The sequence below is a fragment of the Terrihabitans aquatilis genome (genome assembly GCF_052542005.1).
The window spans coordinates 541698-554857 of record NZ_JBOCUO010000002.1 but is presented as its reverse complement, the minus strand read 5'-3'; the positions used below and the strand labels follow the sequence as shown (position 1 = coordinate 554857).

The following is a 13160-nucleotide window of genomic DNA, read 5'->3' as shown; positions in this document are numbered from 1 at the left end:
AAACGCAAATTGAACACCGGCGATAGACGCGTGCGCGCTCGCCCAGGAGATTCAGAAAATGATCAAGTTGATTTCGGACGATCACGTCCTTCCCCGGCCGGTGGAGCGCTTGCCGGAATATGCCCATGCCAAGGCGCGCCAGGCGCTTGCCGAAAAGATCATCGATGCCTTTGGCCTTTCGGACGCGTCAGCCACCGCTATTGCCAATGCCGTCGTCGATCCGAGCGAGGTGCGCAAGTCGATCGGCGACACGACCGATCCCGATGTTGAAAAGATTCCCGTCCCCGGCGGCACGCTGCTGGGAATCCGCACGAGTGTGTGGGCCCGTCGGACGATGCCGGACCCCCGCAATCCCAGGACGCTTCCGTCTCGGCGGCACCCGTTCGCTATCGACCCCGGTACCGGCGGGGAAGACTCCAAGTTCCGCCCAGTCCCGGAACCGCACGCACTCGATGCCGAGGAGAGGCATAAGGCGGAACTGGCGGTGGACATCGAGAACCGTCATCACCTGACTTGGGCGGCCCAGCAGGCGGCTAGCTTTGTCCTCGCCGAGAACGACTGGCGTGGCTCGATCGAGTCGCAGGGTGTGATGGAGGCGGTGTGGCTGGTTGCCACGACGTACCAACATGCCGACGGCTCGGCACCGGCAACGACATTGACCACCGTCGAGGGTTCGTCGCGCACCACCGCAGTCCACAACATCCTCGGCGTGCATTCGGCCGACGTCCCCTATGACGATGGCGATGCGAAGTTCCGTGCGCATATCCGCAAGCTGAATGATGCGTTTGAGCGTGGCGAGCGGGATCGGGAGACTCTGGTGGCGCTGCGCTGCGAGCGGATTCCGGCTTTGATCCTGGTCGGTTTCCGCCCGCACGCCGAAGGCTCCACCGGGTTTCCGACCGCGGTGAAGTCGCTGGTTGCACTGCGTCACGTTGATCCGCCCAAGCCTTGGGGCGAAGGGCCGGAGAATGAATCGTTGGCCGATGAAGTGCTGGATGAGCTGTATCGGCGCGATTTGATCTCTCAGACGCAGCGTGACTACTATGCGGGCTCATGTACCCGCGCGGAAGCGCGGGAGGCGCATTTGCCGGATGACCCCGTGCAGCGCGCGGCGCAGATCGTGCGGCTGTTCACCAACAAGGATGATCGGTTCGACGAAGCCATCCGCGTGGCGGTGACTAGTCAGTCAACCCGCAAGCGTATCACCACAAAGCTGATGAACGAGCTGGCGACGGCGCTCGTTCTTCGGGCCGTGGCGGATGATCGTGGCAAGGTCGACCAGATTCGCCGCTATCTGCGCCATGCTTTCAGCAAGTCGGCGCATCGCGAGATCTGGGACGCAACCGGCCGTTCGACAGACCAGCTCGTGCAGCAGGCGCTGAACGAGGTGCGCGAGTCGATCGGCGATGGCGATACCAACGAGCCCGGACCCGCGTCCCTGGAACTCGCGATCCGCGCCGCCTATCCGCTGGTTGTGTCCGGCCGCCTCAATGCTGATCGCGGCTCGTCGGGCAACGACCAGCCAGATCGGCGCACGCCGGGCGAGGTCTTGGATGTAATGCGTCGCTCGCTGCATGGGGTACGCCAGCTTGGCCAAGCGCTCCAAGACTTTGAGCAGGCGCGCCCGCTTCGCGCGGTAGACGAGGAGGGCGCGGTCAAGCGCACTTTGGAGGGATCGTCGGATCAGACGCTGAGTGACATCTACCTGCGGAACGAGTTCCCGCCACACGGCAAGGCCAAGGCGGCTCGGCCGGGCGATACGCCGACCGACCACTATAACAATGCGCTGGACGCGCTTGGCAAGGCGTTTGACGAACTTGAACAGCGTTTCGGTGAATTGTCCAAGGTCGTGGGCGAGGACGGGCAGCCGCTCGTCGATGCCCGGGGCGTAGAATTGCGGCTGACTGAATCGTGGCGCGACATCCTTCGTCGCGTGGACGAGGAGGCCGTGATCTGGGCGCGGGCGTTCCGCAAGATGTACGGCTCCCGGAGCGACGCGGGCCGGGCACAGTCCGACGAAGATGATGGTGAGCACGATCAGGATCCCTACGCCGATATCGACAACGATGACGAGGACCTCGAGCGCCCTCACGAGAAGGACCTGGAGGGCGAAGCGATCGGCCGGTAGGCGTCGAGAGGCGGGTCCACCCAAAGGTTGGATCCGCCCAAGGCGTGCCGGGCTATTTCAATGGGGAACTAGCCTGATGTTGTTTGAGAGCAAAGAGCGCATACGCACCACGCCGAAAAAGCCCGGCGAAGACGATTTCTCTTTTTACGACTCGGCAGCGCGGCCGGAATTTGAGGTCTATCGCCAGCTTGTCAACGGCTGGGTCGAGGAGCTTCCGGAAGCCGACCGCGCTGAGACTATTGCGCGGCTCCGGAAGAATGACAGCCTCGGCTATCAGGCGGCGTTGGCGGAGCTGACGATCCATGCGTCACTGGTCCTCCGTGGTTATGATGTCGAGATTCACCCTTCGTGCGCGCACCCAACGCGCAAGCCGGACTTCCTGGCGAAGGACGTAGATGGGAATCCCGTGGCGTATGTCGAGGTCACGACGTTCGGGCCGGCGCAGGAACATGTGGCGCGGATCAATCGCGAAGCAACCATCTACAATGCGATCGACAAGGTAAAGCTGCCTCCCGGCTTCCGCCTGAGTTATGACGTGGAGGTCTACGGTCATAGCAATCCCAACGTCGGCAAGCTCTGCAAGGACATCGCGGCATGGGCGGAGGCGTCGCAGCAGGACGATCCGGAAGTCACGCCGACAAAGGTCTTCGAGGCCGATGACTGGAAGATCGAGATTGGCCTCATCGGGGGCTTCAAGCTGGACGCGCCGGTCGAGCACGCGATCGGCGGTGCTATGGGGGACGTCCGGGTCGTCAGCGCAGAGACGAAGATCAAGGAAGCTTTGAAGAAGAAGGGCAGCCGCTACGGGAAATTCGTGGCGCCCTACGTCATCGTGGTCGTTGATTGTAGCGACGAACTCACGGGCGGGGACCGGAACGCGGAATCGCTGATCGACGCCGTCTTCGGAACTATCGTAACCGAGGTCATCACGTATGATTCCGGCGAGCGCGTGATTGCCGACAAGCGGCTCGACGATGGGTATTTTGGTAGCCCGGAGACGCCTCGGCATCAGAATGTCAGCGGTGCCGTCCTCCTGCCGAAGCCGCACCTTTGGGACCTCCGCACCGAGAGATGGCAGCCGTTGCTGGCGACCAACCCATGGGCGGCGCATCCTTTGCCACCGGATTTCCTTCCGCTTCCCGGCTACGCATATCTGGTCGAACGCGATGAGTTCGAGAAAGTCGATGGCACACGGCTTGCCGACATTCTCGGCTTGCCGGACGTCTGGCCCCCCGAAGAGGACTGAAGTTGGCCGCGAAATCTTGGCATCGGCGTCAGATCAGCGCCGCTTTCAGCGCCTCTATCATGGATCGGGATAGCCGAATGCTGTTCATGAGGTCACCTGGCCGCCAGCCTGCGACGGTGTGACCGATATCGAACGAGGGCAAGCCGATGAGCTTCTGACGGAGGGCAAGCGGAAGGCTCACTTGCGCGGATGGATTCTCGAAGAGGACAGTCGCGTCGTCTAGGCAGATCACCGCCGCCGCATACTTGCTCGGCGGCGTTCGATGGGGATGGAATCGCCCAAAGTGTTGCATAGTTCCGATGCTCTGAATCCCTGGGCGATCCTCTTCAAGGATTGGCGCGCCCTTCCACCCGTAAAAGGCGTACCAGACCGGCCCCGAGGTCAGGGTGCCAGCTCTGCCGCTGATCAGGGGCGACGTGTTTTCCACTTTCAGGATACCGGGCCATTTCCCGAGATCGCGAAAGTCCAGCCAAAGCAAGGCAAGCTGGCCTTCGGCCACCTGCCTTTCCCCGGCCTTGATGCTGCAGATGCGACTGATGGCGTTCGCCTGTGTGGAGTCGCCGGGCTTGTCGGGGTTGGGAGCGCCGAACGGGTGGAGTTCCATTGCTGTAAACTCCAGTCTGGCTCCGGCCGTTTCGATGGTGGACCTCTCAACTCCTTCGGGCAGGTTGCCCGCGGCAACTTGCTCCGCCAGTTGGATCTGGTCGCTGTCTTCCTGCTTAGTTGCGACCTCGACAAATCCAGTTTGGCCGTCAATCTCGAAGCTGAAGTCCGGAGTGGCAGTCGATGTTGTCGGCACCGGCAGAACAGCCAGTCCTGCTTCCAGCAGCGCACCATAGCAACGTATCTCCGCGAGCACTGCGGCGCAGTCGGAAGGGTTGCCCGTCTGGGCGATCCGAGGCTTGTTCCGCGTCAGCCATTGGCTGCCATGCTTATGGCGGCCGATGGCCTCGATGGCGCTATTGACCAGATAGTCTTTCGGCGATCGATCATAGTCGCGAGCGAGATCGTGTGCGTTGAGGGCCGTCCATGCAGGGTGTCGCCTACCACTTGCGTCGGTGTGATTTTCCACGATTTTCTTCTCGCCTTCCGTCAGCAGGGACGTGAGGCTGGTCATTCGCAAACTTGGGGTTCTCCTTCCGATCCAGATGGCTGATCGTCTATACTCTTTCGAGTTTTGCACCTTTCATCAAGACTGACTAAGTTCCTTTTCAGCGAACTTGCGGAAGTCTTGCGGGACCGAGCGCGCCCGGTCGAGCGGTGTGGTTGCGTAGTCCAAGGCATCGCGACCGAACGATCGCGCACCTTGTCCATGGCGCGATCGACGGACCATCGGGCGGCGCCCTGACGAGTGCCGGTCCGGCGCTTCTCGTCGGGCAAGCCTAGGGCCAGCTCGAGTTGGATCGTTGGTCGGTCCGGGATATGAGAGACCGAGACCGCAAGTAGCGTGATGAACCGTTCCTTCGGATGAGCGGCGAGGGCGGCAAGGACCAATTCCTCGGCGATCTCGGCAATCATAGCAGTGGCGGAGCGTGGTGCATCTAGGGACAAAGATCGCGTGACGGCACGCATATCGGCGAACCGCCACCTGCCATAGAATTGAAGCATGACAACCCTCTTCCAGATAGATGGCTTCCGGCTCGTTCAGGCTGCCGCTGCTTCCTCGACAGCCTCGATAAATTCGGCAAGACCGTTCGCGCGAAGGCAGGCCCGTGCCGTGGCTGCATAAGCCGCCTTTGGGCCGGCAGCCGCACTCAACTTCTCGATCAACCGATTCACTCGCTGGTGATCTTGAAGCGTGCACGCCTCGTATGTATCGGGGCACGCTAGGCGATACTCTTCAATTAAGTCTGACACTTCCCGCCATTTCTTCTTTCTCGCGGCTACGAGACGTGGGCTATCGAGATAAAGAAAGTGAACGGTAGTTTCGACGCGCTTTTTTACAATCGCGTTGCCGGGGTCGACCGGGATGGGCAAACCCTCCTCATCGAACGTCATCAGCTTTGGATCAGTTTTGCTGGCTGGATCTAAGAGGAGAACCGTCTCGCCCGCCGTGTTTCTCTGATCCCATGTCGCTCTCACGGAACCAGCCGACAGTGGGAAGTAGTCCCACTTCCCCCTGGTTGCTCCAACGCCGTCTGTGTGCGGCGAGTTTGGGTAGCTGCCCGCGATGCGATAATTTTTCCAGTCGAAGGCCAGCCATGGATAGCCGTCGTGGACAGTGCGGTCTTCGTCCAGCGCTCTCAGTTTCGGTCTAAAGTGGTCAACGTGCCAGTCGGAAACAGCATCAGGAGCCTCTGAGTACCAGCATTTACTGTGAGACATCTGAAGGAGAGCGTCTTTTATTTCTCCCCAGACACCCCCTTTGCCGTCAATGTATGCCTTCCGTTCGGCTTTTGTGTCGAACTGATCGAGCGCGACCTGCATAGCGGCTACTTTTTCTAGCCAGCCTGCCGGGAGTTTCGCCTCATCCTGAAAAATATAGATCATATACGTTGGCCCCTGGGAGCCATGATTTCAGCGAGAATCTTTTTCGCTACACGATTGCGTTGGGCGATTGTCTCAGGTGATAGGGCGGATCGTCCTTCATTTTTTAGGTCTTCGAGTGCTTTCAAGAACAGCTCATATTCTGGCTCCCGATCTTCAATGACAAATCCGAGTCTTCTCAGCCGTTCACTTAATTGCAGTAGCCTATGTTCTTCTGAGGCGCTGCGTTGCTCGATGCGAAGAAGGCTGTTCCTCTCGTCGAGTTCTTTTTGGGTATCAGGATCCAACGTGGTCGGAAGTCCAAATACCTGCGTAAGGATGCTGGTAAAACCAAGTCCCCTTGGATCTACTTCTGGCGGGCTCACTGTGACGACGCCGGCTTTCGAACGTGCCATCACTTGAACCTGCGAAGCTTTCAGGCTTCCAATCGTTAAGGGGTCATGGGTCGTGAGGATGATGTGGCTCTCTCCGCGCTGCGCCACATCCTTGACGAGATGAAGGTAATCCCATTTCCAGTTTGGGTTCAGGTGGGTATCCGGCTCGTCTAAAAGGAAAAGGCTCTCATCTTGACTTGTAAACCGCATGAGCCCGAGAACGCTAAGTAACTGCTTCTCACCATCGCTGATTTCGTGAAAGGGAATCTCCCCTTCGACATTTTCCTTGTCGACCCAGATGCGTACCTCCCTGATAAGGTCGGAGATATCGAGCGTTTCGAGCAATGCGAAAAACGTTCGCTCATCTTCAAATGACCGAGCAACGTCGTTCAGCGCGCTAAGGTCTTTCAGAAAAATGTATATTTGCTCTTCGTTGGTCGGCTTGGCTCGATAATCGTCTTGTTCCCGAGCGCGATCAGCAATTGGTGCTAGGGCTTGATCCCACAGCTTATCAAGCAGTGTTCGTACGAGACCTGAGGAATTCCAGAATGTTTGATCGCTAGCTTTCGAGCTAGCCGCCGAGGAGCGGCCGTCCGCCCATCGCGGCTTTCTGAGGACAAGGAGGGCGCTGTCGAAACCAGTGATCCCCATATGCTTTTTTAAGAACGTCTTCGCAGAGTCCGATCCAAACGCAAAATAACTCAACAGCGCCAATTGGCCATAAGCGGGCCTGCAATAGAACAGCCGTCGAAGGTCGATATCATGTATGTCTGCCGCCGACGACTTTGGAGCAATCACGCGCTTGTAGTAACGAAGTTGATGCTTATCAAAAAGCTGCTCAAGCCTTCTGCTTGATCCAGAATAGTATCCAAATACGTTAGCAGGGAGGTATGTGGATTTTTGCTTATTGAATGCTGAGCGGCTCTTGGACTTTCCGTCAATTTTGACAGAGAACTTGCCATCCGCCCTGTTCTCAATCTCGATCCGGTGCCCATGGCAGTTGTAGGCTATCGCGTATGAAAACGCCGTCAGTTCATTAAGATCTAGGTCGCGGAAAATGGTGACTAGAGCCTCTATGACGTTAGACTTTCCGGTTCCGTTTTCTCCAACGATGACTGTGGAAAGCTCCCCCTCATCAAAGTCGATTTCTACGTCGACAAGATTTTTGAACTGACCGATCCTGAGCCAATCAAGCCGCATCGTGCGCCACCAACTCATCTTCGGTGCGGCCGAGTGCCACGTCACCCCTACCCATCTCTACCCGCAACTGCTTGTAGAATTCGTCGATCGACATCTCGCTCTTGCGCCAGAGCTCCTTTGCGGAAGCGGTACCGCCCATATCTGCGAGGGTCATCATGAGATGGTTCGATGTGACGTCCACTCTCCTTTTGTCGGTCATGACTGGCCCTCTCCTTTTGGGGCGGGATGTGCTCTCCGGTGATTGGCTGCGTCGAGATCGGCGTACCTGCTGACCATCCTTCGCCTGCCTAATTCGCTGCATGAGGACGCGTACAGGTTCGTCGTCCGGCACAGGCGGCACGAGGTCACCACGAAACGCCTTGGTTAAGATTGCCCTTTCGAGATGCCCTAGTGTCTCAAGCGCCTCGTCTGCTGTTTGCCGGATGGCATCGATAGCGTCGAACACCCGGTCGATGTGATCTGCAATCCTCCGGAAATCCTGAGCGGGAAACACGGGGACGGGCAAGCCACGAAGAGTGGCACCGCTGATTTTAGGCATGTTTCCTGAGGTGCCGGTGGCTCGATCCCGCAGATAGCGTCGCGCCGGACCAGAGTTGAGGTATCGCCAGAGATAGCGCCGTCGGTGTGGATCGCGCACCCGCAAGCGCATCATGAGATCGGGGTAGATATAGGTATGGTCCGGACCATCGAAGATGGCGGTCGCGCCAAGGTGCTCTAAGGCGTTGGCGCGCTGAACCAGGAGATCGCCCGACCTCAGCCAATATCTGGACTCGCTGTCCGGCCGCTCGTAAATGCGTTTAACAGCAGCCTCATCAAGCCGCAGATAACCGGACGTCGTAGCGGTGAGGCGTAGAGTTAGTGGTCCTGTCGCGTCGGGGCCTGTTTTGGGTGACCAGCCGTTCGTCGGACCTTCGTCGATCAGTTCGACCAAAGGGATGTAGTTTGGGCTTTGCCCGTCGTTGGTGGCATTCTCTTCGAACGCTCTTGCGAGAACCGCCTCTCGATACTCCTCGCTTGCTGCGACGGACCCCAAGATGTTTGTCTGAGCCACGCGTAACCTCTCCAGATAGGCTACGATTGCCGCGGCGATCCGGCGCTGCTCTTTGGTGGGAGGGAGGCTGATTTTCGTTTTCTGAAACGTGCCTTTCGTGACGTGTCTAAGACCCACGCCCCCATGGGCCTGGCTTATTAGTTCCTCTAGGTTTTCGTTGACCGCGAATTTGAGGAACACTGGATCGATGAGATCTCTATTGAAATCCATACGATAGATGTGCTGATTGAGGATCGCGGGACCGCCTTCCCAAAGATGGGCTCCAAATGATGTTCCGGGCGTACCAGACCACGCAAACAGCAGGTCGCCATCATCGATGACGTATTTCTCTTCAACCGGGCCATCAAAATAGTTAAAGGCGGCGGTAGGCCTGTTGAGATTTTGAATCCGGACAATCGGTCGTCCTACCTCTGACCATTCTGAGGGCTTGAAAGCACGACCATTTACAAGTTCGCAAATGTCGCCAATCGGGACGGCTGCCCAATGTTGAGGTAGCGAGGTCACTGATCGTCACTTTCCTCGACCGTCAACTCTTCACTCAACGTATCGATCTGATCGATGGCGGCGCGGAGCAGTTGTGAAATTCTCGCAGCTAATTCCTCGGGTTCCGCTCCGGCTCCACCGATGTTCTTGTCAGCACGCAGCCAAGTGATATCCAAATTATCGTCGCGCGCCGCTACCTGCTTTCGTGTGAAACGTCGGAATCGACCTTGCTCACCGAGGTCTTTGCGCGGGCTTCTGCCGAGCGCATCCGAACCGAAGCACGCTTCAAATTCTTCAAAATGTGATGCCGCAAGCGGCTGCTTCCTGCCGAACGCCGGCATGCCGGTGCGCATGTCGTAGATCCATGTCTCCTTGGTATTCCCGTGCGGCTTCTCACCCCGAGAGAAGAAAAGCACGTTTGTCATTACGCCCTGCGCGTAAAAGATGCCGTTGGGCAGTCGAATGATAGTATGCAGATTGCACTTTTCCAGAATGTCCTGGCGCACCTTTTTGCCGACGCCGTCTTCGAAGAGGACATTGTCCGGGAGCACGACTGCGGCCCGACCGCCAGGCTTCAGCGTCAGATAGATATGCTGCAGGAACGCGAGCTGCTTGTTGGCGGTGGGGAAGGGAAGGTCGCTGCGTCGCCGACGGGCGCCCCCAGCACGCGCGCCAAATGGGGGATTGGCCAAGATGACATCCGGCGGGGTCAGCTCGGCAGAGTCAACAGTGAGCGCATCTCCCAAGACTAAGCGTAAGTCTAGGCCGTGCAGAAAGGCATTCATTAAGCAGATTCGGTATGTTCCTTTCTCTATCTCCATCCCCTCGAAGTGGGGGCGACGATGCTTGGACGCCTTCGGTTTAGTGCCTGTGCCCGCGAAGTCGTTAGCAGATACGAGGAAGCCGCCGCTGCCTGCGGCGGGGTCTTGGATCAGTTCGCCGCTTTGGGGCTGCACAAGCCTAACAATAGAATCAATGAGAGCGCGGGGTGTAAAGTATTGTCCGGCTCCGGAACGTGCATCCTGCGAGTTCTTTGCGATCAGGCCTTCATAGATGTCGCCCATCATGCTGGTTGAGATGGACTGCCAATCCAACTTATTGATTCCGTCGATGACGGCTCGAAGGTTCTCACTGTGTGAAAATACAGTGGTTGGAAACGCGTAGATTCTCCGAACTCGATCGTCGTCTGCGTGCCCCCCAAGGAACGTCAGGACATCTCGATAATGAGTTAGGAGATCCCTTCCGCGATAGTTGACGATGTCATCCCAGCGATACCCCTTAGGGATGAGCCTTTCAGTATCGTTCTCAGCTGCAATCCTTAGGAACAACAAGTAGGTCAGCTCAGAAATGTACTCATGGTAACTAATGCCATCACCTCTTAGGATATGGCACAAATTCCAAATCTTTTGAACGATGTTATCGTATCGCAAATCACTGTCCCCGACGTCGTAGCGGATAGAAGGCCGATTAGGCAGGCCTGCGCCGCCGCGCTGCCATGGGCACTCGATTGGCCTTTCCGGCTGTGACATCGCCTAAGCGTTGCAACCGAAGCAGTGGTCGAGCAGGCAATTGCACCGTAAGCTCAAGCTTCCCTCCTACCGCTTCGACGTAGCTCCTCAGAGTCGACAGATACATGTCCGCCTGACCTTCGATCTGAGAGACCGAGGGTTGCTTGATATTCAGAGCGGAGGCGATATCCGCTTGCGCCTTGCCTGCGATCTGCCGCAGCTCGCGCAAGCCCTCCACCTCCTGCTTCATATCCTGATAGCGGGCGTCAACGGCTACCTGCTCTTCGGGGGGAAGTGCGGCGATGATGTCTTTCAGGCTTCGGCCCATCTCAATTGCCCTTTTTTGCGGATTTCAGGCTTTCAAGATGCTCTGAAAACCGTAGATCTGCCTTTGCGATCAGCGCCTTGTAGAAGCGCTTCTGACTGACGCCGGATTTATCGCCCGCTACAAGAACGATGGCCTTTCGCTTGGGATCGAAGGCGAAGGCCGCACGCCATTCGCCGTCGCCGCCCTCGAACCGCAGCTCCTTCATATTGGCACGTTTCGAACCCTTGAGCGTGTCGGCGTGAGGCCGCCAAGCTGGGGACCGTAAACGGCCAATAGCCTAGCGGCGGCGATCAACGCGACACGGATATCACGCTCAAAAGTCAGAACCTCAGCCTCGAAGACGGGGTGGAATTCGACCTCCCAACCCATATAGGTTGAAACCTATATTCGGTCAATGGGTAGGATACGAGGCACCGTTGGCGATGCTGTTATCCAGCGACGGTAGCTCTTCGCCCATGCGGCGAGATCCTCTACCGCATGGCGGACCTACTTTCGAACTTGTGGCAGTCCGCCCCCGCCTAGGGAGCGGTAACATTCCAATGTGTGCTTCGAGGGCGAGATGACGCGCGGCCGCTTCGGTGTCGACAAAACGGATTGGACCCCGCGCCGTCGACGAATTTTGCGCGCTTGAGTACGTCCGGGGTTGGCCAGCGGCGCTCAGGCTTTGCTCTTTCCGGCACGGTTCGCCTCCGTTCCCTCGGCCCGCTTCGTGCCAGGCGGAACGGAGCGGTTTTCGCCGCTGCGGTGGCGGTAGGGTCGATAATTGCCGAGCCGCGTTCGCGATGGATATACGCCGTCTTCGAAACCCAGCGGTTTTCCGTCGGGCCCGAGGGCAGGCTCTGCGTGCTGGGCAATCGGTGCGATAGACGACGGCTCCTGGGCCATAACCGGCGCAGACGCAGGGGGCTGCGCTCCTCCAACAAGGGATAGACGCCGCTGAGTGACCGCCTCGGCCGCCGCCCTTACCGGATCATCTTCGGTATGGACGTATTTCATGAACATGGTGACCGTCTTGTGGGCGGTAAGCGCCATGCCGACTTTCACCGGGATGCCTGAATTGGCGATGTCAGTTGCGGAGCGGTGACGGATGCCGTGTGTGCCGATATGCGGTAGACCGGCGCGCTGCAGGATGCGGCGCCACCCGTGATAATAGGTGTGCTTCGACATCGGCAGGTTCGGATCGAAGACTGACGGGCACACGAATGGGGACTCCTCCAGCCGCGGCGCTGTCTTGAAGAGCCGAAGCGCCTCCGCGCTCATCGGCTTGGACATTTCCCCGGTCTTGCTGTCCGGCCAGACGACGCGCCGGTTCTGGAAGTCCACCCAGGCCCATTCGAGCTTAAGGATTTCGGACATGCGCGCGGCAAACTCGAACTGCAAACGGATGGCGAGAATGATGAAGGGGTGTTCCAGACCCTCGGCTTCCGAGCGGTCGAGATACTTGTAGAGCTTGCGCAACTCGGCATCAGTTATAAGGCGCGTCCTGCCGCGCTCGGGATATTTTGGGACATGCCGACAGGGGTTGGAGCCATCAGCTCGCAGTCCCCATACCTCGGCCATGTTGAACATCTTGCGCAGCGCTGCCAGCACACGATTGGCGTTGGTCGGGCTCTTGGCCATCTTCTTCATCAAGGCCGAGATGTCGGCGCGTGTCACATCGGGCACCTTGAGATTCCCTAGGACGGGGATGATGTAGCGCTTCCCATACCCGCGGTTCGATTCGACAGTGGACGGCTTGTTGTGCTGCTCCGAGTATTCCTTGATGAAGCGCGAGAACAGCTCCGTGACGGTAGGAGCCTGCCGGGCGGCGGCGCGTTCCGAGCTGGGATCGATCCCGCGGCGAACCTCTGCGAGCCAGTCCTGGGCGATGCGCCGCGCCTGCTCCACGGTGATCTCGCCATAGCGTCCGATAGCGGGCTTCCTGCGCTGACCGTTGTGAGCGACGTAGGCGAGCATGAAAATCTTGCGACCGGCGGGCGTGACCTTTAAGAGAAAGCCAGGTGTGGTCGTATCCCGGAGATCGTAATCGCGTTCTTTCGGGGCGGCGGCGTCGACGGCAGTTTTCGTGAGCTTGATCTTGGGCATTTCCTAACCTCCGTTGAGGTCGGTTCTCAGGTGCAGAATAGGTGCATCCAGAAAGCCAACCGTAGCGAACATCCGGTTAGGTATGAGTGTCTCGATAAGTCAAAATGTCCATACAGGACAGGCGCTTATCGGGAAAACGGATACCCCCGGATACATACAGGATAGGGGATATCCGCTCTCTCAAAATCCGGTTCCGAAAGGAGTGCCGGTTCGACCCCGGCCACCCGCACCATCTTTCTCAGAGAGTTCTTGGCAATGCATGCCCCTCGG

Annotated in this window: 11 protein-coding genes and 1 pseudogene; 2 read left to right on the top strand and 10 right to left on the bottom strand. The window is 58.3% G+C overall.

Annotated elements, in window-relative coordinates:
* Positions 1–58 precede the first annotated feature (58 nt).
* A complete protein-coding gene (locus ACQ6S1_RS08660) occupies positions 59–2128 on the top strand; it encodes a hypothetical protein (protein ID WP_445040775.1) in 2070 nt (689 codons plus the stop codon).
* Positions 2067–3374, top strand: a complete 1308-nt coding sequence (locus ACQ6S1_RS08655; RefSeq protein ID WP_445040774.1) for a hypothetical protein — start codon at positions 2067–2069, stop codon at positions 3372–3374. The genes ACQ6S1_RS08660 and ACQ6S1_RS08655 overlap by 62 nt, the downstream gene beginning before the upstream one ends.
* Positions 3375–3402: 28 nt before the next feature.
* Here the strand turns inward: ACQ6S1_RS08655 and ACQ6S1_RS08650 are convergent, their stop codons facing one another.
* From ACQ6S1_RS08650 to ACQ6S1_RS08605, 10 genes and pseudogenes are all read right to left on the bottom strand, one after another.
* Positions 3403–4491, bottom strand: coding sequence for a hypothetical protein (locus ACQ6S1_RS08650; RefSeq protein ID WP_445040773.1), 1089 nt, complete (start codon positions 4489–4491; stop codon positions 3403–3405).
* Positions 4488–4946 carry a DinB/UmuC family translesion DNA polymerase gene (locus tag ACQ6S1_RS08645; RefSeq protein ID WP_445041253.1) on the bottom strand — a complete coding sequence of 153 codons (459 nt, stop codon included), beginning with the start codon at positions 4944–4946 and terminating at the stop codon, positions 4488–4490. Before ACQ6S1_RS08645 ends, ACQ6S1_RS08650 begins: the two co-directional genes overlap by 4 nt.
* Before the next feature lie 72 nt (positions 4947–5018).
* Positions 5019–5864, bottom strand: coding sequence for an HNH endonuclease family protein (locus ACQ6S1_RS08640; protein ID WP_445040772.1), 846 nt, complete (start codon positions 5862–5864; stop codon positions 5019–5021).
* On the bottom strand, positions 5861–7435 hold the full coding sequence (locus tag ACQ6S1_RS08635) for an AAA family ATPase (RefSeq protein ID WP_445040771.1): 1575 nt from the start codon (positions 7433–7435) through the stop codon (positions 5861–5863). The genes ACQ6S1_RS08640 and ACQ6S1_RS08635 overlap by 4 nt, the downstream gene beginning before the upstream one ends.
* Positions 7425–8990, bottom strand: coding sequence for a restriction endonuclease subunit S (locus ACQ6S1_RS08630; RefSeq protein WP_445040770.1), 1566 nt, complete (start codon positions 8988–8990; stop codon positions 7425–7427). Before ACQ6S1_RS08630 ends, ACQ6S1_RS08635 begins: the two co-directional genes overlap by 11 nt.
* Positions 8987–10063: an HsdM family class I SAM-dependent methyltransferase gene (locus ACQ6S1_RS08625; protein ID WP_445041252.1), complete on the bottom strand. Its 1077-nt coding sequence runs from the start codon at positions 10061–10063 to the stop codon at positions 8987–8989. Before ACQ6S1_RS08625 ends, ACQ6S1_RS08630 begins: the two co-directional genes overlap by 4 nt.
* A gap of 123 nt (positions 10064–10186) precedes the next feature.
* Positions 10187–10498, bottom strand: a pseudogene (locus ACQ6S1_RS08620) (type I restriction-modification system subunit M N-terminal domain-containing protein); the annotation flags it as partial.
* On the bottom strand, positions 10437–10805 hold the full coding sequence (locus ACQ6S1_RS08615) for an XRE family transcriptional regulator (protein ID WP_445040769.1): 369 nt from the start codon (positions 10803–10805) through the stop codon (positions 10437–10439). The pseudogene ACQ6S1_RS08620 and the gene ACQ6S1_RS08615, both read right to left, overlap by 62 nt.
* A 1-nt stretch (position 10806) precedes the next feature.
* Complete coding sequence (locus tag ACQ6S1_RS08610; RefSeq protein ID WP_445040768.1) at positions 10807–11010, bottom strand: type II toxin-antitoxin system RelE/ParE family toxin; 204 nt, start codon at positions 11008–11010, stop codon at positions 10807–10809.
* 452 nt (positions 11011–11462) lie between these two features.
* A complete protein-coding gene (locus tag ACQ6S1_RS08605; protein WP_445040767.1) occupies positions 11463–12890 on the bottom strand; it encodes a tyrosine-type recombinase/integrase in 1428 nt (475 codons plus the stop codon).
* Positions 12891–13160: the final 270 nt, after the last annotated feature.